General features: G+C 62.4%; 35 protein-coding genes. 17 read left to right on the forward strand and 18 right to left on the reverse strand.

Annotation, left to right across the window (positions count from 1 at the left end; translation table 11 throughout):
• Nucleotides 1–29 precede the first annotated feature (29 nt).
• The 6 genes from VGV37_RS06100 to VGV37_RS06125 form a co-directional block, all read right to left on the reverse strand.
• Nucleotides 30–698 carry a hypothetical protein gene (locus VGV37_RS06100; protein ID WP_326878743.1) on the reverse strand — a complete coding sequence of 223 codons (669 nt, stop codon included), beginning with the start codon at nt 696–698 and terminating at the stop codon, nt 30–32.
• Complete coding sequence (locus VGV37_RS06105) at nt 691–1,020, reverse strand: hypothetical protein (protein ID WP_326878744.1); 330 nt, start codon at nt 1,018–1,020, stop codon at nt 691–693. Before VGV37_RS06105 ends, VGV37_RS06100 begins: the two co-directional genes overlap by 8 nt.
• A 687-nt stretch (nt 1,021–1,707) precedes the next feature.
• The gene (locus VGV37_RS06110) at nt 1,708–2,391 is read right to left on the reverse strand and encodes a hypothetical protein (protein WP_326878745.1); all 684 of its coding nucleotides are present in this window, start codon (nt 2,389–2,391) and stop codon (nt 1,708–1,710) included.
• A 2-nt stretch (nt 2,392–2,393) separates the two neighbouring features.
• Nucleotides 2,394–2,723: a hypothetical protein gene (locus VGV37_RS06115; RefSeq protein ID WP_326878746.1), complete on the reverse strand. Its 330-nt coding sequence runs from the start codon at nt 2,721–2,723 to the stop codon at nt 2,394–2,396.
• Entirely contained in the window at nt 2,720–3,295 is a 576-nt protein-coding gene (locus VGV37_RS06120; RefSeq protein ID WP_326878747.1) for a hypothetical protein, read from the reverse strand. Before VGV37_RS06120 ends, VGV37_RS06115 begins: the two co-directional genes overlap by 4 nt.
• Nucleotides 3,296–3,446: 151 nt before the next feature.
• The gene (locus VGV37_RS06125; RefSeq protein WP_326878748.1) at nt 3,447–3,629 is read right to left on the reverse strand and encodes a hypothetical protein; all 183 of its coding nucleotides are present in this window, start codon (nt 3,627–3,629) and stop codon (nt 3,447–3,449) included.
• A gap of 14 nt (nt 3,630–3,643) precedes the next feature.
• Between VGV37_RS06125 and VGV37_RS06130 the strand changes: the two genes are divergently transcribed.
• Nucleotides 3,644–3,943, forward strand: coding sequence for a hypothetical protein (locus VGV37_RS06130; RefSeq protein ID WP_326878749.1), 300 nt, complete (start codon nt 3,644–3,646; stop codon nt 3,941–3,943).
• 62 nt (nt 3,944–4,005) lie between these two features.
• Here VGV37_RS06130 and VGV37_RS06135 read toward each other — a convergent pair whose 3' ends face one another.
• The 10 genes from VGV37_RS06135 to VGV37_RS06180 all read right to left on the reverse strand — a co-directional run bounded on the left by VGV37_RS06135 (nt 4,006) and on the right by VGV37_RS06180 (nt 8,791).
• On the reverse strand, nt 4,006–4,446 hold the full coding sequence (locus VGV37_RS06135; protein ID WP_326878750.1) for a DUF1367 family protein: 441 nt from the start codon (nt 4,444–4,446) through the stop codon (nt 4,006–4,008).
• Between the two features lie 2 nt (nt 4,447–4,448).
• Entirely contained in the window at nt 4,449–5,561 is a 1,113-nt protein-coding gene (locus VGV37_RS06140) for a RecT family recombinase (RefSeq protein WP_326878751.1), read from the reverse strand.
• Nucleotides 5,562–5,571: 10 nt separating this feature from the next.
• The gene (locus VGV37_RS06145) at nt 5,572–6,483 is read right to left on the reverse strand and encodes a hypothetical protein (protein ID WP_326878752.1); all 912 of its coding nucleotides are present in this window, start codon (nt 6,481–6,483) and stop codon (nt 5,572–5,574) included.
• A 12-nt stretch (nt 6,484–6,495) separates the two neighbouring features.
• Nucleotides 6,496–6,663 carry a hypothetical protein gene (locus VGV37_RS06150; RefSeq protein ID WP_326878753.1) on the reverse strand — a complete coding sequence of 56 codons (168 nt, stop codon included), beginning with the start codon at nt 6,661–6,663 and terminating at the stop codon, nt 6,496–6,498.
• 12 nt (nt 6,664–6,675) lie between these two features.
• A complete protein-coding gene (locus VGV37_RS06155; protein ID WP_326878754.1) occupies nt 6,676–7,041 on the reverse strand; it encodes a hypothetical protein in 366 nt (121 codons plus the stop codon).
• Nucleotides 7,038–7,187 carry a hypothetical protein gene (locus VGV37_RS06160; RefSeq protein ID WP_326878755.1) on the reverse strand — a complete coding sequence of 50 codons (150 nt, stop codon included), beginning with the start codon at nt 7,185–7,187 and terminating at the stop codon, nt 7,038–7,040. Before VGV37_RS06160 ends, VGV37_RS06155 begins: the two co-directional genes overlap by 4 nt.
• 386 nt (nt 7,188–7,573) lie before the next feature.
• Nucleotides 7,574–7,993, reverse strand: coding sequence for a helix-turn-helix transcriptional regulator (locus tag VGV37_RS06165; RefSeq protein ID WP_326878756.1), 420 nt, complete (start codon nt 7,991–7,993; stop codon nt 7,574–7,576).
• Nucleotides 7,990–8,304 (reverse strand): hypothetical protein, encoded by a 315-nt coding sequence (locus tag VGV37_RS06170; protein WP_326878757.1) that lies wholly within the window; start codon nt 8,302–8,304, stop codon nt 7,990–7,992. The genes VGV37_RS06165 and VGV37_RS06170 overlap by 4 nt, the downstream gene beginning before the upstream one ends.
• Nucleotides 8,301–8,516 carry a hypothetical protein gene (locus VGV37_RS06175; protein ID WP_326878758.1) on the reverse strand — a complete coding sequence of 72 codons (216 nt, stop codon included), beginning with the start codon at nt 8,514–8,516 and terminating at the stop codon, nt 8,301–8,303. The genes VGV37_RS06170 and VGV37_RS06175 overlap by 4 nt, the downstream gene beginning before the upstream one ends.
• The gene (locus tag VGV37_RS06180) at nt 8,513–8,791 is read right to left on the reverse strand and encodes a hypothetical protein (protein ID WP_326878759.1); all 279 of its coding nucleotides are present in this window, start codon (nt 8,789–8,791) and stop codon (nt 8,513–8,515) included. Before VGV37_RS06180 ends, VGV37_RS06175 begins: the two co-directional genes overlap by 4 nt.
• 149 nt (nt 8,792–8,940) lie before the next feature.
• Here VGV37_RS06180 and VGV37_RS06185 point away from each other — a divergent pair, with 149 nt between their 5' ends.
• Nucleotides 8,941–9,402 (forward strand): hypothetical protein, encoded by a 462-nt coding sequence (locus VGV37_RS06185; protein WP_326878760.1) that lies wholly within the window; start codon nt 8,941–8,943, stop codon nt 9,400–9,402.
• A gap of 3 nt (nt 9,403–9,405) precedes the next feature.
• Here the strand turns inward: VGV37_RS06185 and VGV37_RS06190 are convergent, their stop codons facing one another.
• Both VGV37_RS06190 and VGV37_RS06195 read right to left on the reverse strand, forming a co-directional pair.
• Nucleotides 9,406–10,080, reverse strand: coding sequence for a S24 family peptidase (locus tag VGV37_RS06190; RefSeq protein WP_326878761.1), 675 nt, complete (start codon nt 10,078–10,080; stop codon nt 9,406–9,408).
• Nucleotides 10,081–10,545: 465 nt separating this feature from the next.
• Nucleotides 10,546–10,839 carry a hypothetical protein gene (locus VGV37_RS06195; protein WP_326878762.1) on the reverse strand — a complete coding sequence of 98 codons (294 nt, stop codon included), beginning with the start codon at nt 10,837–10,839 and terminating at the stop codon, nt 10,546–10,548.
• Between VGV37_RS06195 and VGV37_RS06200 the strand changes: the two genes are divergently transcribed.
• The 15 genes from VGV37_RS06200 to VGV37_RS06270 all read left to right on the forward strand — a co-directional run bounded on the left by VGV37_RS06200 (nt 10,838) and on the right by VGV37_RS06270 (nt 17,973).
• Nucleotides 10,838–11,176, forward strand: coding sequence for a hypothetical protein (locus VGV37_RS06200; protein ID WP_326878763.1), 339 nt, complete (start codon nt 10,838–10,840; stop codon nt 11,174–11,176). The two genes, VGV37_RS06195 and VGV37_RS06200, sit on opposite strands and share 2 nt — an antisense overlap.
• Before the next feature lie 276 nt (nt 11,177–11,452).
• Complete coding sequence (locus VGV37_RS06205; RefSeq protein ID WP_326878764.1) at nt 11,453–11,602, forward strand: hypothetical protein; 150 nt, start codon at nt 11,453–11,455, stop codon at nt 11,600–11,602.
• Nucleotides 11,603–11,614: 12 nt separating this feature from the next.
• Entirely contained in the window at nt 11,615–11,902 is a 288-nt protein-coding gene (locus VGV37_RS06210; RefSeq protein WP_326878765.1) for a DUF2312 domain-containing protein, read from the forward strand.
• A gap of 3 nt (nt 11,903–11,905) precedes the next feature.
• The gene (locus VGV37_RS06215; RefSeq protein ID WP_326878766.1) at nt 11,906–12,325 is read left to right on the forward strand and encodes a RusA family crossover junction endodeoxyribonuclease; all 420 of its coding nucleotides are present in this window, start codon (nt 11,906–11,908) and stop codon (nt 12,323–12,325) included.
• The gene (locus tag VGV37_RS06220; protein WP_326878767.1) at nt 12,322–12,624 is read left to right on the forward strand and encodes a hypothetical protein; all 303 of its coding nucleotides are present in this window, start codon (nt 12,322–12,324) and stop codon (nt 12,622–12,624) included. The genes VGV37_RS06215 and VGV37_RS06220 overlap by 4 nt, the downstream gene beginning before the upstream one ends.
• A 5-nt stretch (nt 12,625–12,629) precedes the next feature.
• Nucleotides 12,630–12,878: a hypothetical protein gene (locus VGV37_RS06225; RefSeq protein WP_326878768.1), complete on the forward strand. Its 249-nt coding sequence runs from the start codon at nt 12,630–12,632 to the stop codon at nt 12,876–12,878.
• A 125-nt stretch (nt 12,879–13,003) separates the two neighbouring features.
• On the forward strand, nt 13,004–13,291 hold the full coding sequence (locus tag VGV37_RS06230) for a hypothetical protein (protein WP_326878769.1): 288 nt from the start codon (nt 13,004–13,006) through the stop codon (nt 13,289–13,291).
• Nucleotides 13,288–13,560, forward strand: coding sequence for a hypothetical protein (locus tag VGV37_RS06235; RefSeq protein WP_326878770.1), 273 nt, complete (start codon nt 13,288–13,290; stop codon nt 13,558–13,560). The genes VGV37_RS06230 and VGV37_RS06235 overlap by 4 nt, the downstream gene beginning before the upstream one ends.
• The gene (locus tag VGV37_RS06240) at nt 13,557–14,276 is read left to right on the forward strand and encodes a DNA cytosine methyltransferase (RefSeq protein ID WP_326878771.1); all 720 of its coding nucleotides are present in this window, start codon (nt 13,557–13,559) and stop codon (nt 14,274–14,276) included. The genes VGV37_RS06235 and VGV37_RS06240 overlap by 4 nt, the downstream gene beginning before the upstream one ends.
• A complete protein-coding gene (locus tag VGV37_RS06245; RefSeq protein ID WP_326878772.1) occupies nt 14,273–14,560 on the forward strand; it encodes a PEP-CTERM sorting domain-containing protein in 288 nt (95 codons plus the stop codon). The genes VGV37_RS06240 and VGV37_RS06245 overlap by 4 nt, the downstream gene beginning before the upstream one ends.
• Nucleotides 14,561–14,741: 181 nt before the next feature.
• Nucleotides 14,742–15,008, forward strand: coding sequence for a hypothetical protein (locus tag VGV37_RS06250; protein WP_326878773.1), 267 nt, complete (start codon nt 14,742–14,744; stop codon nt 15,006–15,008).
• Entirely contained in the window at nt 15,005–16,504 is a 1,500-nt protein-coding gene (locus tag VGV37_RS06255) for a replicative DNA helicase (protein WP_326878774.1), read from the forward strand. The genes VGV37_RS06250 and VGV37_RS06255 overlap by 4 nt, the downstream gene beginning before the upstream one ends.
• The gene (locus tag VGV37_RS06260) at nt 16,497–17,615 is read left to right on the forward strand and encodes a DUF1376 domain-containing protein (RefSeq protein ID WP_326878775.1); all 1,119 of its coding nucleotides are present in this window, start codon (nt 16,497–16,499) and stop codon (nt 17,613–17,615) included. Before VGV37_RS06255 ends, VGV37_RS06260 begins: the two co-directional genes overlap by 8 nt.
• Nucleotides 17,615–17,767, forward strand: a complete 153-nt coding sequence (locus tag VGV37_RS06265; protein ID WP_326878776.1) for a hypothetical protein — start codon at nt 17,615–17,617, stop codon at nt 17,765–17,767. Before VGV37_RS06260 ends, VGV37_RS06265 begins: the two co-directional genes overlap by 1 nt.
• Nucleotides 17,764–17,973 carry a hypothetical protein gene (locus VGV37_RS06270; protein WP_326878777.1) on the forward strand — a complete coding sequence of 70 codons (210 nt, stop codon included), beginning with the start codon at nt 17,764–17,766 and terminating at the stop codon, nt 17,971–17,973. Before VGV37_RS06265 ends, VGV37_RS06270 begins: the two co-directional genes overlap by 4 nt.
• Nucleotides 17,974–17,984 lie beyond the last annotated feature (11 nt).

Consider the following 17,984-nt stretch of genomic DNA (forward strand, 5'->3'; position numbering starts at 1 on the left):
CCCGCTGGTGGCGTTCTCATATGGAAGGGTCACTCCTCCACCTCCAAGCCCGGGATCGTGCGCAGGGCTGCTTTCATGGCTGTTCGAAGATTTCCAAAAGTGAGGCGATACGCATCCATCGCCGTCTCGATCATCTCCCCCGTCACCCTCACCTTCGCTCCGGCGAGGATGCCGGCTGAGGCGAGAGCGTCCAGGATGGCATGAACCTCGCGAGGGTGGACGTGATGGTCGGTCGCCTCGCGGATGACTTGGAACCCGGGCCGACCGCTGACGATGTTGTCCACTCCATGCTCTGAGGACTCGGGTGGGAGGATGGAGAGGAGGTCTTCGTTGAGAACCCACCGTCCGTTTGGAGATGACTTGGTCGCAGTTCTGCAACGCATGACCCTACTCGAGAGCGAATCATCATCAACCCCGACAACTCGCTCCTCGCGCCGGCTGCTTCCTCGTTGCACCATCACCCGATCCCCGACCTTCGCCCGCTTCCAGGGAGGGTCTTCGGCTGCGACTTGGAACTTTGCATCGAAGAAAGTCACGTGCTCCGACATGATTTCCTCAGCGGTCATCGGCCGCACGGAACCGTCTTTGCCGACTACAACGTTGCTGAGCTCGTCGCGTTCCTCCAGCTTGCGCACCCGTTCGGCCAGGTACTGGAACTCGGCGATGGTGGGGGATGTGGTCATGTTTTTGTCAGGCATTTTCTTTCCTCAACCGCTGAACTTCGCGTTCAAGCGCCTCAATCCGAATTCGGGCTACCGCGACTAGGCCTCTGAGGTAAATCTTATCCGCCTTGCTATTATTGACTTCGGCGTCCAACTCAAAAATACGCGTTCGGTAGGCATCCCTCTGCGCCGTGACCTTCTCTAGCGCGGCTTCGGCTGCCTCGGCGCGGGTGAGAGCGGCGTCTAGCTCCCGCAGCGCTGTCGGGAACTCCGTGCGGAAGGTTTTTACGATGTCCCAGCACCCAGGCGTCGCCTTCTCGCACAGCGCCAGCAGCGCGGGGATATCGAGGGTGGTCATGGCTGATCCCGCTGCAAAGCGGCTAGACCAAGAACAACCGCCAGACCCGCGCACACGGCATTTTCATAGGGCGACCCTCCTGGACCCAAGTAAAGTGCGACTTGAAATCCGCACCCAATGATGACGAAAAATCTCATTGTGCTCATGCTCGTTCTCCGGACGGAGGGGCGGGGATGGGCGGAAGCGGTGTCCAGTGCGTGTGGTAGCCGGGCCAGCCGCCGACCATGACGCGCGCCACGAGCCCTGAGTGAGCGTGCACCTCGATCGTTTGGCCCAGACAGAGCGGCGATCCAACCCATGGCGCCTCAGTGATCGGGAATTCCCACCACAGCACGTCGCCCATATCTTCATGCCACTCGTCGAGCGGTCGGGCGAGAGGCGGCTCCGATCCCCCATGAGGCACAGCGGATAGGGCGGCGCGGGCCGCTTTGCACGAAGCCTGTCGTCTTTCGTGGAAAGAGAGGACATCCGCTCGTGTCGGGATTGGATAATCATCGGCCCATGCTTCGGGGTCGATCGCCCTGGCCACCGCCTCTACATCCTCCTCCGATGCCTGGAGGCGTGGGGATGGGAGGGCGGAGAGGTAGGCGCGGATGGCGGCCGCGGTCCTGTTTCGCATTGACCAGCCAACAGCTCTCGTTGCTACGCTGATCGCCGCTTCGAACGCCGTCTCGTCCAAGGGATGGGTCATGGCTTCAGATCCTGCACGGCCTCGATATCGATCATGCGGTTAACCAGATCGAGCGCCGATTGCTGGAGGGCTTTACGGGTGGAAGCGAGCGCATCCCACGCCGCAGCCCCCGCCGCATCCCACGCCGCATCCCACGCCGCATCCCACGCCGCATCCCACGCCGCATCCCGCGCCGCATCCCACGCCGCATCCCACGCCGCATCCCACGCCGCATCCCGCGCCGCAACCCGCGCCGCAGATGCGTCCTTCCGGATAGCGTTCAGAGCGGGCATCAGCGACGGACATGCGGCGAAATCGATTATTTCTGGAAGAGCCCGCAGCGTCGCGCCCTGCTCTTTCAGACCGGCCAATTCTAGCCATGCCGTTGTGTGGGACCGGATCAGCCAATCCGCCGCCATCGTCGATCGCCTCTTTTCGACCTCTGGTGTTGACTTGGTGCCGACGAGACGGGGGATCAGACCGCGCAGCAACGCGTCGCGCTCGTCGTCTGGCAGGCTGTCGTTCCACGATCGCAGGAACGTCGAGATCACCGGGCATGCACAGACCGGGTTGTCCGACCATGGCTCTCCGGCAACGAAGGCGACCGCTTCCATGACGTAGATGCCGTCTTCAAGATCGTCGTGCGATCCGCTCGACAGCGGAGGAAGTTCGGAAAGCCGGTGGATATTGGGAAGTGACATGATTATTTCTCTCCAGAGGGCGGCAGGGGGAGCCATTCGGACGGGCGTTGAATCGAAGGCGAATGATCTCGATAGGATAGCCCGGTGTCTTCGAAGGTCATCCCGCGCCCTAGCGACATGCGGTTGTATCCAGTGACGAATTCTCCGAACCCTTCATGCCAAAACATCGCCAGCGCATCGTCGCCGACGCGTCCCCAGAATTTCTGACCATCCTTCGGCGCGCTCTCGATCGGCCGCCACGCCACGACCTCATCGATCGCCTTCGCCAATGCGCCCCAGTCCGTTAGCATCTCGGAGCGGAAGCGCGAGACGATCGTCTGGCCGGGGGTCATGGCTTCGGCTCCTTGCCAATTTGAAGAGTAGGATCCCCCTCGATCTCCATTCCGCTAAGCTGCGGGAACAGCATTGGCCAGTCTGCATTGTCCTCATCGAACTCGTCCGGGCGTGCAGCAAAAGCTACAAACTCGACAACCCCATGCGGATCGGTATCGGCACCCTCAATAATCGCCGCTACCCGGATAATATTCGTCGGGCAAGTATGCTCGTTCACCCAATATCGCTGGTGCTCAATCCACTCTTCCATGCTTTCTGGCGGTCCGTCTCTGGTATAGATCTGGTGCTCCACGATGAACCAGACCGGCGACTCGGTCTTTTGTGCCAGGCGCAACAGCATGTACCCATTAACCGGTTTGGGCCGCGCAACAATGCTCGTTATTTCAACCGTCTGATTTTCGGAGGACCAGAGGAAGTTAACAACAGTGCCGCATTCTTCGCACTGCCACGGGCCGGCGCACGTGTCTCGCTGATTAGCGAGAAAGTGCGTGACTTCGTGCGCTTCGTCATAGCCGCAGGACGGGCAGGCAAAATATAGCCGCGGGACTGTCTTCATGGTGGCGCGGGTCATTCTTCGGCTTCCTCGCTCAGGTCGATTTCTTCGACGCCGGAGCCGTTGCAACGCTTGCAAGTCTCCTCGAAATGGCCTTGCAGCAAAGGCGTGCGCCGAACAACGTGTGTCCAGCCGTTGCCATCACACCACGGGCATTCTCGATCCATAATCACGAAGCCCTCCTAAGATCCGCGAGCGCGCGTGTCAGATCCATGCTCGACCGGCGGACGGAGCCGGAGAGCTTCGTGCCAACGATCCACTCGTATTCATGCGGGCTCTCGATGAGTCGTTCCGCCGCCAGGATAAACCGACGCGCCTCGGTCAGGGCGACTTGTAGGGAGTCTTTGGTCATGAAATCCTCCGGTATTGAGACGCCCTGAAAACCACCCGGCGCATACCATCCGCATCGCCACGCTCAGACCACAGGGCCGACGCCACAGCGCGACCGTCGATGCCGCGCTCGGCCAGATATTCTTCCTCGCCGCCGTGCTGGTGCAGAGCGTCGTGGCACCGCAGGCAGAGGGGCAGGCACCACCGGTCCGCATTCTTCATCCCCATGCCACGGCTGGACGGATCGACCCGCAGCAGATGGTGGGCCTGGATGTTCACCTCCGATGCACACAGGCAGCACGGGAGATTCCTGACCATGGCGAGGTGGGTTGGTGACATGCCTTCGCGGGCCTGGCGGATGCTGGTCTGGACGGAGCGGGAAATCCTGGGTGCAGGCATCAGGCGACCCTCCTGGGCTGGTCGAGCATCTGGTGCACCTCGGCGACCAGATCGTCCGCGGTCATGCCCGACAGCAGGTGCTGGCAGATCAGCCCGACGGCCTGGTCAAAGAATCTGCGGAAATCGTCCTGCGGCATCGAGGCGAAGGAGATCGAATTCGGAACCGGCACCGTCGATCCGTTCGGCATGCGCATGATGTCGTAGAAGCCGAGAGCGATCTTGAGTGCGACGAGCAGCTTCTCCGGCGTTTCGAATTCTGTGGCGCCGGCGACCTTGGTCAGCAACGCGAAGAAAAGGCGGTGCTGGTCGACCGATCGGGGCCGGTGCAGTTTCACCAGCACCCGATCGCCGATCTTGACCTTCGCCAGAAGGTCGGAAGCGTGCCCATCGACGGGGATCAGCCCCGCTTCCGTGCGCTTCATGACGAGGGTCGTTTCCATGGTCAGGGCGCCAGCATGATCGCGGCCTGGCGCTTGGCGAAGGCATCGCGCAGCTCATCGGCCATCTTGAGCGACTTGGCGTTCAGCGCCGCGAGATTGGCCTCGTTGTCATGGTCGAGGGATGCGAGTGAGGAGATGTCGCAAGCCTCCTCGATCCGGGCCTTCATGGTGTCGAGCCATCCCTTCCAGCCGAGCGGCTTCGGGTCGATCGTCAGAGACGGCTGACGCCAGAAATCATCGGGCTTCCCAGCGTCCGTTGCTTGTGCGTGGGTGGCTTGGTCCTTCGCCTTGATGGCGCTCTGGTATAGATCTTCGAGCTCGCCGATCGAGATGTTCGATGCCGCCATTTGGGCCAGCGCGTCTTCGTTGTGCTCGAACACGGCGACGATGACATCGTCCGACTTGCCGCGCATCAAACCGCCCAGCATCGCTATTGCGCGCGGTGCCGGCCATTCCCCGGCAATCTCCCCATGCTCGTCGATGATGGTCAGCGTCGGATACGACGGCGCCGTGTTGTCGACGAAATCGGAGCGCTGCGGACGAGCAACCGCCTGTTGGGCACCGGGCGAGATGTCGATAATCTTTTCGGCTTCATCCGGATCCATGATGCCGGCGAAGCCGAAGGCGACGCGCGCGCACTGGATCAGCGCCTTATGCCGAAGCATCCGGTTCGCCATCTTCCACGGCTCGGTTTGGCGCACGCATTCCGACAGGTATTCCGTGACGATGGTCGGCCTGCTGCGGTCCTTGCGCCAGATCGTGCAGGTGCAGGAGAACAGCTTCTTCTGATCGTCCAGATCCTCGCGGAATTCCATGCCGTCGAACTGCGGATGCTGGTTCACCTTCTTGATCCACCCGTCGACACTGACGATCGGCTGAATGCCGCCGCCGCGCTTCGGGTAAGCGAATATTTCCTTGGTCAATGGGTTCAGGTCGTGCTCGTTCGCCACGAGCAGAAAGGCGGCGAACTCCTCGCGGGTCGGCGGTTGCTGATTATTGCCGGCCGGCATGCAGGTGGCGCGCACAGTGGCCTCGAATGCCTGGGGCTCCATGCCGTAGCGGGTCGCCATGGTGATCAGAATGGAGCGCGGTGGCGTGATGGTCGCGACGGACATGGAGCGTTCCTCAGCGGATGACGGTGGTCGAAGATTCGGTGACGGTGGCGCCGGGAAGATCACGGACGCCCGCCCGAACCTGCCGGTCGAAGATCTTCTGGACGGCATCGCGCACTGCGGCTTCGTCGATTTTTCGGGCGTGGCGGATCGCGGCGGTCAGATCGATGATTTCTGCGGTGAACACCTTCCGGCCCGATGCCTTGATGCCGTAATCGGACGCGATCGGGGCCGCCGTCGTGGCTTGGGCCTGGCGCACAAGTTCTTCGGCGGCGTCCCGGGCGTTGCGGTTATCGATCTCGGCCTGCAGGGCGCGCTGGCGCGCTGCGGCGTTCTCGCTGTCGATCTTTGCCTGCGCCTGGGCGGCCTCGCGCTGGGCCTGTTCCCGCGCGGCGCGGTCCTCGCTGGCCGCAGCCTCGCGCTGCGCCTTCTCCATCAGGCGCTGGGCTTCGTCCCGCTCGCGCTGGGCCTGCGCTTCGGCGGCGATCCGGGCACGCTCTGCGGCCTCGGCCGCCTCGCGCTGGCGCCGGGCTTCTTCCTCGAGCCGGCGACGTTCGGCCGCCGCCTTCGCCTCTTCCTCGCGACGGAACTGATCGATCATCTTGACGACCCTGTCGGCCGCCTCGACGACCGGCGCGGCCAGGGCCTGGAAATGCCGATCGACCGTCCGGCCATCCTCCAGAAACGGCTCCTTGCGGACCTTCCGCGTCTCGTCGATCTTCTTGGCATGCTCCTTGAGCATCTTCGCGAGCGTGGTCGCCCGGCCGGCGGTGTCGGCGTCGGAGACCTTGGCGCGTTCGGTGGCGGCAACCAATTCGTTCGACCGGGCGGCAAGGCCGCTGGTCTCTTCGGTCAGCATCTCGGACAGCGGCGCGGCGCCGGAATTGTGGCCAATAGTCGGGGAAATCTTGGGCAGGGCGGACATGTTCAATTCCTCCTATTCGTCGATGTCGTCGAAAATCGAGCGATTGCCGCGCTCGTCGAGTAGCGTTCCATCCGATGCCCAAAGCGGGCTGCCGTTCGAATGCTTCTGATCCCGCCAGCCCGGATGAACCTCATCAAGACGCGCTGCTTTTTCGGCGATTTCCTGTTCGGAATTGGACATATTCTTTCCTCCTCAGAAGGGCAGCGGGATTGCAGACATCTCGACGCGCTGCTTGGGGTTGGCTTCGGGCGAAGACGGCGCGAACTCGGAAGCCCATCTCCGATCCGCCAGCAGAAATTCGTATTCCGATCGGTCCAGCGGCCGGCCGAGCAGCAGGTGCGGCCGCACTGCAGGCGAGCAGTAGTCGGGCTCTTCCGTATCGGGCTTGTTGATCCAGATCGACCACATCGGCGATCGGTCCAGCGTCTCGCCGGTGAGCGGATCCCGCGAAGGTCCGTATGCGACCTTGCACGCGACCTCGACCGCCCCCTTGCGCATGCGAACCGCATAGAGGCCCGGCGCATCATGGGCGTAGACGAGAGTCGATCCCGTCTTCACCGCCCGATCCCCGCCATCTGCACGATCTCCCGGGCGATCCAGCAGACGAACACTGCGGAGACCAGGGATAGGGACAGCTTCTCGATGAGGCTGGGCTTCTGACGGTCGAGCCAGGAGGCTTCGTCGGGGGTGCGGAGGTCGGTCATGGCGAGGGGAAACCTTCCGGATTGTGGCAGGTCGGGCATTCTCGGAAATGCGGATCACCTCGACCGAGGCCGTAGCATTCCCAGCCGCCGCCCTCGCAGGCGGCGCAGACCGCTGGCTCTGCCTGGGCCGGACGTGGCAAGCGGATCTCGTCGGCGATCATAATTTCCACCCAAAGCCATGCACGCTGATGAGGACGCCGAAGACCGCGACCACCAGGGCCGGGCCGTACCATTCCCGGACGACCTGGCGCATGCGGGACCGATGACGGCGGGTGCGGTTGGTCACCATTGGTCGTCCATCCACTTGTCGGATTCCGCCTTGGTCATGGTCTCCGAGGGCTCGTCCATACGGGTGAGCCAGAGCCAGAGGCGAGTGAGGAGGCGCTTCATTCCGCGGCACTCCTGAACTCGACCGCATCCCGCTCCCGCATGCGCTCATGGGCGGCGTAGAGGCCGTCGCGGATCTCGGTCATCCATTCGCTGTCGCCCGGCGCCAGGAAGTCCTTGTTCTCGATCATCGCGAGGTCGTAGCGCAGGTCGTCGATCTCGGCCTGGATCGGGTCGGACGATCGCGTCGGGACGAATTTCGGCAGCAGCTTCGGCGCCGGGAAGACCTGATTGGCGAGTGTCTTGATGTTGGTGTCGAGCGCCGCCGCAATGCCGACCAGGTAGTCGAGCCGTGGCAAGCGCGTGCCGGCCTCGTATTCCTTCAGCAGCTTGCAGGGGATCGCGGCGGCCTTCGCCAGATGTGCCTGGGAGAGACCCTTGCGGGCTCGCAGGATGGCGATGCTGTTGAGGGCGCTCACGACCGGCCCTCGGCTTTGGCGATGGCGGCGCGCGCGGCCGTGAGCGCCTCACGCCAAACATCCATCGTGTCGCCCTGGTCGGTGATGTCGACCAGTTCTTTGATCGCGGCGAGCAGATCCGGCGCGGCTGCGATCAGGTCGGCATTCGCCAACGCCTCGTCATGCTGTTCAGCGGGCCAATCCGACGCATCGAAGATATCGATGCTGACAGAATGGCTGCCAGGACGACGAAATCTTGGCCTGGTCTCGATGCCATTGACGAGACCGTCATCATTCGACCAAGGCCCCGGCGTGTGCTTCGCGACGCTCACGACAGCCACCACCAGACAAACCCGACGATGCAGGCCATCAGCGCGAGGATCCGCCCCGCCGCGACATCGGCCGCGCGCTGGGTCGCCGCCGCCATCTCGTCTTCCGCGCCGTCGGCCATGACATCGCTATCGGGCCATTCCGAGAGCAGGGTGAAGCCGTTGCTCCCATCGGAGACGGGCTCGCAGATATAGGGGGTGCGAGGGGCCATCATGCGGCCTCCACGCCGAGGGTTGCCGCGATCAGATCGGGCGTCCAGTTGGCGAGCGGCAGGCTGGAGATGTAGGACAGGGCCTCGTCGTAGGTCTTGAACCACACGGAGTCGCTGGCAGAGATCCCGCGCTTGTAGACGCCGATACCGCGGGTCCCCATGGAGACGAGGGCCTTCTTGTAGCCCTTCTCCTTCATCGCCCCCAGCATGTCGGTCTGGTATCGGGTCAGCGTGGTCATCGCATCGGCGACGCGGAGGGATTCGGCGGACGGGATCATCTTCGTGTGCCTCACATCGGAGCGCCGGTGCGCTGGGGATGAGAGGATATTGCGATAATCGCAATTAGAATGTCAATGCGTTTTTCGCAATTTAATTCGCGCAGGTTTTGCGGGAACATGGAGCCACTGTTATCTCAGAGGTTCTCAGCATGATCATCAACGGTGTCTATGCGATGCCGCGACCCACTTTGCGCGGAGCGGCCTTCCTGGCCTTTCTCAATCCAATGACCGAAACAGCCGCAGATGCGCCATGGGCGCGCATCTCCTCATATCCAGCAGAAGTGGCCTTCGGCTACGCGGCCGGTTTCTTATCTCAAGGGGCGGTAAAGGGGCTCATTCTTGGAATTGTTGTTTACTGGATTGGCAGGCTTCTGGTGAGATTAAAACCAAAATTCCCAAATAATTTCGCCAAAATAGTCGGAAAAGGAGTTTATTTTATCGCCATAGCTCTCGGATTTTACGTTGCTGCCATGGCAGTAAGTATGATTATATTTATGTTTAACAACAATGATTCGTCCATTGTTGGAATTTACAGCGTATCTCTTTTAATACAGATAGGTTTTTGGTACTGGTTTCTTGGCGCTGGAGTAAAATATTTTATTAGCAAATGACATTTAAGCGTCACCACCAAGCACAACGCGATGTTTAGATAATATCTGTGAAGACTCTAGTTTAATTTCTTTTGACGGATTGAATTGGCTAAGTATTAGAATTCCTCCGCCTTCCCGGACGAAGCGCTTCACCAATGCGCGCGGTGGCTCGCCATCAGCTTTCGGCTTGATCTGCACCACTACGAAGCAGCCTGGCACCACAGCTTTTCCAGGATGAACATACAATGTCTCGCCGGGCATGTATCGAGGGACCATGGAGGTTCCCGCCACGTAGACCGCATAGGCCTCGGCGGACCCTGTAAGGATGCTCGGACGCTCGATGATATCAAGAGTTTGCCCGTTCATCTCGAACCAGTCGTCTTCACCTCCGACAGCTCGGCCGCGCACGGGCAAATCTTTGGCGAGGCCTCCTAGGCGGTAAGGTGATTGTTCGGCGGCGGTAGTTTTGTTCACGCCGCGCTTTCCGTTTTTGGTCGGAACATAGGGATCGATGGCTTCACCTGGCGGTCCGTACATCACGTACTCAAGCGGTACCTGCAGAAAGTCGGATACCAGAATAGGCTCACGCCCTTTCAATTGACGCATGCCACCGATCATCCGGTTCACGCCGGACGGCTCAATACCCAACACCGCCGCCATCTCAGCCTGCGTCTTATTGAGTTCCTGCAGGCGCTTCAAAATCCACTTCCTATTCATGGCTTCCAGTGTTGCGGGATTCGCAAAATTTGTCCGTTGCGAAGATCGCAAGTTTCTCTTGACGGCGAGATTGCGATTATCGCAATATTACGGCCATGAAAGCTCCAGCCGAAATTGTCATCGAAAAGCTGGGCGGCCATCAGGCCGTCGCATCGATCTTGGGGATTCACGTTTCACAAATATTCCGATGGACCTACCCGACCGAGCGCGGAGGAACGGGCGGTTTCGTGCCGACGAAGCATCAGCAACCGCTTCTTGATTTTTCGCGACGAAAAGGGAAGGGGCTTGAACCTGGAGATTTTTTTCTCACGGCCGACCGCGTACCTAGCGGAGCCGCAGCATGACGACCGTCCTCTGGATCCTCGGCATCGCGATCGTCGCGGCACTGATCTTCCGTCACTGCATCAATTTCGGAGATTTCTGGGGAGGCAACTGGCCGTGACCGGATCAGTCGTCCTCACGTGTGCGTGCAGGCGCACGGAGCAGCTTCGACGGCTCGTTGTCGTTGGCGCACATTCCGGCCTGCAGCTTTCGGATCAGCTCGTCGGCGAGTTCGCCCAGCGATCTGAAACCCACCCGGCGATACGGCCCGCGTCCATCCGCCAAGATTTCGCGGTCCGCATCGTCTCTGGGTTTGTCCATCTGAACCTCATCCGCCGGCAGCGCTCGCCGAACGCCCTCAACATGAAGGTGTTCGATGAGCATTCCAATGCGACCGGGTACGACGAGATTGCGCGCCATGTCTGACTCGATGTCGGCGGCGATCGGCCAGAGCGTGAGCCAAGCCCTGCGGTCGGCGAGGCCCAAGGACACGGCAAAGCACGTGGCGCGGGACATCGGCGCCGACGTGCGGACGGTCGAGCGCTGGCTGGCCGGGAACGCACCGCTGGCGGGCCATCTGGCCGAGCTCGTCAAATGCTATGGCCAGCGCTTCGCCGGCATCGTCCTGGCGCCCTGCGGTTCCTGGACCGAACGCCTGCGGATGGAGGCCGAGATCGATGTCCGGATCGCCGAGGCCGACGCCATGCTGGCAGAGCTCAAGCAGATGCGTGACGCCAGGAAGGCGGAGCCGCTGTGACATGGCTCATCTCCTGGACTGCATGGGCTTTGGCCTGGATCTCCAAGCACTCCGGCTGCGCGGCCAAGTGGCTGCTGCGGCGGATACGGAAGGACTGAACCCCAGCGGGCCGTGGGTATCCGGCCTTTCCTCCCAGGACTCTGCGGGGCGCTTGAGGCGCTGTGAACCGAAGGCGCCCGCAGCCTTTTGAGAGGGTAGGGGAAGACCTCCCCGAACGCACCAACCCACGACACGGCGCCCGGTTGCGGCTGTGTCAAAGATTTTCCGGAGAGCCAGATGACCCGTCAGATCCGCACCGTCGAAACCCTGGCAGCGCACCGCGAGAAGATGGACCGGAAGCGGCATGCCCGATCGCTCAAGGGTCGCCGGAACATGTCGTATGTCGCGCCCAAGGAATGGGTCCGCGTCACGCCTTGCTCGGCATAGGGGTTGGTCGCCATGACCCAGACCAAGCCCTCAGACGTCGGCGGCATCGCGGGCGAGCAGCTGCGATCGATCATCGACCGGGTCGAGCGCCTCGACGAGGAGATCAAGGCCCTCAACGAGGACAAAAAGGACGTGTTCGCCGAAGCCAAGGGCAACGGCTTCGACACCAAGATCATCAAGCGGATCATCCAGATCCGGCGCCGCGATCGATCCGAGCTCGACGAGGAAGAGACCATGCTCGAAATCTACATGCGCGCGCTCGGCATGCTGCCCGACTTCGACGAGCAGGAGGCGGCATAGGCCATGGAGCCGATCGTCATCACCCTCGACGGCGTGCCCTGCGGTAAGGGGCGCCCGCGTTTCTCGCGCAAGACCGGAGGCTGCTTCACGCCGGCGAAGACCCGGAATTACGAGAGCGACCTGAAGGTGATGGCCCAGATCGCCATGGTGGGCAAGAACCCGCTCGAAGGCGCGCTCCAGATTTCCATCTATGCCGCGTTTCCGGTGCCGGCCAGCTGGTCGCAGAAGAAGCGCGCCGCGGCGCTCGCCGGCGAGATCCGTCCGGCCGGCAAGCCCGACTACGACAACGTGGCAAAGATCGTCGGCGACGCGCTGAACCAGATCGTCTGGCGCGACGACTCCCAGATCGTCTCGGCCGCCGTCCACAAGCATTACAGCGAAAAGCCGACGCTCAAGCTGGCCGTATGGGGAGCATCTTCATGACCGCCCGTCTCGTCACCCGCATCCGCCAGATCCAGCTTGAGCGCATCGCCGCCACCCTGGTCTGCGAGCGCTTTCCACAGGCCGAGGTCAGCTCGGTGAAAGACCTGATCGTCGTCAAAAACGGCGACCGGGTCGGCTGCCTCTACTTCCGCGCCTCCGAGCGTCACCTGTCTAAGGAAAAGCGCGCCGAGCATGGTCGGCTGCGGGCGCACAAGCTGCAGGTCTTCGTCTGCCAGTCCGAGATGGACATCCGGTTCGCGCTCGATGCTCTGCCCCGGTTGCGGAGGATCGAGGCATGAAACCCATGACCAAGACCCAGGCCCGCGCGGCCGGCCTCGCCGTGTACCAGGGTGCTCCCTGCATCCGTGGGCACGCCGGCAAACGATTTGCGGGGAACGGCGAATGCGTCGATTGCCATCATGACCGCAATCACGTCCCGAGCCGCTTTCGTGCCGTAAGTGCGGACCGCCCGAAGTCCGTCGCCCATCCCCACGTGATCGAGAGCGACTTCATCCAGGTCCCGACCCTCGCTCGTCTCAAGGCGGGGAAGTGATGGCCGATCGTCAGTCCCAGAACGCGCGTCTCCAGGGATCACCCTGCGCCCGATGCAGCGGCACCGAACGCTATGCCAACGGGCATCGCTGTGTGGCCTGCCAGTCGGCACGGCGACCACGCTCGATGAAGATCAAGCTGGAGCCGGCCGCATCCCGCGCCGAAGCGATCAAACTCGGCCGCGTCCATTATTACGGCGCCCCCTGCAAGCGCTGCGGAGGGACGAAGCGCTACAAGCAGAGCTGGGGCTGCGTCGCCTGCGCGATCGCGGCCAGCACCGCCCGCCAGCACGGCCTGCGGGAGGCCAAGTGGCTGCCCAACGGCGAGCCCGTCCCTGCCGGGTGGGTCGAGCGCGAACCCCTTGGCCATCACGCTCACTATGGGCGACTGATCTGCCGGCAGGTGCCGGCATGACCGACTCCCCCACCTATCCCAAATACTTCGCCCAGGTCGGCACCAAGGCCAGATGCATCCAGGGCCATGACGTTGCTCTGTTCATCGAGCCCTTGATGGACGGGGAGACGTTCCTGATCGACCGGCACCTGGGCTCCTGGCTCATCCCGATTGAATCCCGTCACCACGGGCTCTGCACCTGCGGGAAGCCGTTCTCGATCGGGCATGGCGTGGCGGCTCAGGTCATGGTCGGAAATGACTGGGTGCCGCACCGGGGCGGGGTGCTGTGATCGCGATCGATCTCTTCTCGTGCATCGGGTGCCATGTGATCGGCTTCCAGCGCGCAGGCATCGAGACGATAGCCCTTTGCGAAAAGCGCCCGGCACGCCGCGCCATTCTGGCCAAGAATTTCCCGGAGATCGACATCTATGAGGCCGTCGAGTGGTTTCCTTCCATCCCTGCGGACATCATCATCGGCGGTCCGCCCTGCCAACGAACAAGCGTCGCTTCAGCCATTCACGGCTATCGGAGTGGCGCGAGCCTCTGGCCGTGGATGCTCAGTGCCGGGATCAACGCCTGCGCAGAATGGTTTGTCGTGGAGCAGCCGCCCGGAAATTCGTCGTGGGAAGCCGAAGTCTCTGCAGATCTTTCGGGAATTGGCTACCACGTCGCGCGATTTGAGTTTGGCGCTCACGATATTGGTGCGCCGTATATTCGCCGGCGAGTGTTCCTGGTTGCCTGCACCAGCCTGCAGAGACTGGCGCTCACCCGGGCTGCGCTCCCATCCGCGATTGACACAGTCAAGAGGGCAGCAGATGCCCGAGGTTCTTGGTCAGCGGATCAGCTCGGAACTCTACGAGTGGATGCTCAATCTGCCGGAGAGATGGACCGAGACTCCCGAGCCAACAGGGTCAGAACCGAGCGCATAGAGGCCCTTGGCGACAGCAACCCTCCGGAGATGGCCGAGGTCATCGGGCGCGCAATCATGGCCTCGGTGTCAGCATGATCGTCTGCATCCCCCATCCCCTCCGCCACACCCTGCACAAGGCATGGCACTTCCTGGCCCACAAGCACCGCGCCGCCATGGTGGTCAGCGTCTCGTGCTTCGTGTTGCCCGGCGCCGCAATTCTTGGGGTGATCCTAGACGCCTACATCGCTCCGGACTGGTCTCAGCCGATGGATGGGTTTGCGGAGCGGGGCGTTCCGATGTCGGTCCCGGAGCCATCGACGATCGCTCTGCTGCTGCCGGGGATCCTGGTCGTGGGCTGGATGATGCGGGGGCGCAAGTGACCCGACGCATGAACGGGAACCAATGGAAGCGCGCCGCGAATGCGGATGAGGAGCCGTGCATAGTCTGCGGTGGATCGCTCGACTGCGATCAATGCGATGGATCGGGATGCGATTATGGCGAGACCTGCATTCTGTGCGGGGGCTCCGGTCTTTGCTGGATGTGCCAAGAAAAGATCGAGCCATGACCCCTCTCAACGACTCCCAGATAGCCCAGAGGGTGGCGGCAGAGCCCGAAGCCGAATTCAGCCTGCGCGCTGCGGGGAAATTCGCGGAGAAGCAGTACGAGATCGCCCTCTCGAAGCTCCAGTGGACGCCCTCGTCACCTTCCATAGACGGCGTCATCGCGCTGCTGCGGACCTATCTCGAATTCGGGCCATGGACTCCCGAGCAGATCGACCGCATGTGCGCCGCCAAGCGCAAGCATCTTTCAGGCCGAGGCGCCCGATGAGCGCTGTGCAGGATCTCGTCACCCTCCAGAACCCCTTGCTGCGGGAGATGCCGAACAGCCTGGAGGCCGAGCAGTGCATCCTCGGAACGGTGCTGTTCAACAATGCCGTTCTGGAGCGGGTCGATTTCCTGTCGCCCCTGCATTTCTACGTGCCGGCGCATCAGCGGATCTTCGAAGCCATCCTGTCGATCGTCGGGGAAGGCAAGGTCGCGACGCCGATCTCTCTGGGCCCCTATTTCTCCAACGATGCGGGGCTCCGCGACGCAGGCGGCACCAAATACCTGATCGACCTCTACAAGAACAACATGGGGCCGATGAACGCCGCCCAATATGGCCGGATGATTGTCGACGCCCACACCAGACGGGAGATCATCGAGGCCATTACCGATGCTCAGGCCGACGCGATCGAGCCGGCCCTGGAGGACGGCGCCGACAAGGTGCTGGAGCGCCTGCAGGAGCGCCTGGCGCTGATCGAGGCTGCAAGGGACACCACGGGCGAGCTGGGTCACGTCGCATCCGCCGTTGATGAGTCGATCGCCGCCGCCGAGCATGCCTACCAGAACCGCGGCAAGGTGACGGGCATCAGCACCGGCATCCGCATCCTGGACAATCGCATCGGCGGCCTGCAGCGGGGCGACCTGCTGATTATCGCCGGCCGCCCGGGCATGGCCAAGACGGCACTCGCCACCAACATAGCCCAGAGCGCCGCCAGGGCCTATGCGGCGCATGTGGATGAGCGGGGCAAGCGCATCCTCGACAGCGGCGGTGTCGTCGCGTTCTTCAGCCTGGAAATGTCCGGCCGCCAGCTGGTCGACCGCATGCTGGCCGGCGAGTGCAATATCTCGACCGATCGCATTCGCGGCGGCGGCATCAGTCAGGAGGACTTCCAGGCCCTCTACGAAGAGAGCGCCCGGGTGCGCCGCCTGCCGTTATTCATCGACGACCAGACCTCGATCACGATCGGCAGCATGAAATCCCGGGCCCGGAACGTCCGGCGCAAGCATGGCCTGGACCTGATCATCGTGGACTATCTCCAGCTCATGCGCGGCACCAGCAACCGGCGGGACGAGAACCGCACCCAGGAGATTTCCGAGATCACCCGCGGCCTCAAGACGATCGCGAAGGAACTCGACGTTCCGGTGATCGCACTCTCGCAATTGAGCCGCGATGTCGAGCGCCGGGAAGACAAGCGCCCAGTCCTGGCCGACCTGCGGGACAGCGGCTCGATCGAGCAGGATGCCGACATCGTCATGTTCGTCTACCGCGAGGAATATTACCTCGCCAACACCGAGCCGGCGAAGCGCGAGAACGAGAGCCAGGACAAGTTCGAGGCGCGGCGGGTGGAATATTTCGAGCGCCTGACCGCGTCGGCAGGCAAGGGGGAAATCATCATCGCCAAGCAGCGCCACGGTGCGACCGGCAGCCTCAGCCTCCGGTTCGATGGCCCGCGCACCAAGTGGTACGACCAGTATGAGCAGGGAGCAGATTATGAGTGATTCAGCGCTGCCGGATCCGCCCGTGTCGCCAGACATCGATATCACCGGACTAGACGGGTTCATGTTGAACGTCCAACGCCTGTTCGCCTCCGAGCTTTGGGCACTCTCGACCGGGGACGAATTCAAGGCGGCCTTGGGCCTGTGGGGCAGGGCGTGGCAGCAGTCGCCGGCCGGCTCTCTGCCCGACGACGAGCGCGTTCTGTCGGCATTCTCTGGAGCAGGAAGCAAGTGGAAGAAGGTTAGGGACGTCGCGCTCCGGGGGTTCGTCAAGTGCTCCGATGGTCGCCTCTACCACGCCGTACTGTGCGAAGATGTGCGTAATGCCGCCAAGAAGAGGGAGGCATTCAAAGAGCGTACGAAAGCCGCTACGGAGGCAAGAAAGAGCCGCGTAGCGCAACGTGGCGACGACGTAACGTTGACGATAGACGATGACGTAACGTTGAACGTAACGAGCGTTCAGGGACAGGGACAGTTAAGTAAGAAGGAAGAACAGGGCAAGGCATTGGCACTTGTACCGGTAGCCGCGAGCGCCGGGTCGCCTCCTGCCCAGCCGATGCCCAGACCAGACATCGTCTCGATGGCAGATCGAGGAGCCGCGATCGTGGCGGCCGATCCTGAGTTGGCTGCAGCGAAAGCCATCATCGCCGCATTCGACGAGGTTCAGGAGGAGGTTTTCGCCGAGCGCCGTCGGCCATACCCGGCATCGTCGGACCTGACTGCGGCAAGGCTTTGGCTGGAAGCCGGCGCCGATCTGGAGCTCTGCCGGTGGGTGTTTTCCGCCCAGGCCCAGAAGATGCTTTCTGCAGGCAAAGAGCCGCCCAAGTCGTTGAATTTTCACAACGAAGATATCCGGAATGCCATCGCGTCGCCGCCGAAGCGAGATTTTCCGACCGGGATATCGCCTGCCGAGCAACCCCGCACCGACCCGGTCCGAGAGAAGTGGTTCGGCCGTCTGGAGAACTATTTCAAGACCGGCCTGTGGCTCCCGTCCTGGGGAGAGAAGCCCTGCGCTCCAGGCGGCATCCGCAGCGAGCGGGCCGAGTATCCGGAGGACCTGGCGAACGAGCTTCGCCCAACCTCATCCCGAGACGACAAGACGGAGGCGGCATGATGACCGACTACTACGCCCAGGCCATGCGGGAGTCCGAGAAGCGCATCGAGGAGTTGGAGCGCAAGGCAAGGATCGCCGACGTGGCCGCGGTCTTCGGGCTCGCGTTCGTTGGAATGATCGCGGCCGCCCTGTCGTGGTGGTGTCTGGCATGATCCCGATCCGATCCAACCTTGCACGCATCACCTCGAGCGGCTTCACGGACGACCAGAAGCGCCAGAGCGAATTCGAGATCGCCCGGCAGCTCTTCACCGAGCGCAAGGCGGTGGTGATCCCGTTCGACCATCCGCAAATGCAGGGGGCATTCCGGGCGATCGTCGAGGGGTTTGGGGAACAGCATTACGGGGCGAGACGCAAGTGAATTTGGGGGTG

Origin of the sequence: Aliidongia sp. (assembly GCF_035943795.1) — a bacterium.
GTDB lineage: Bacteria > Pseudomonadota > Alphaproteobacteria > ATCC43930 > CGMCC-115725 > Aliidongia.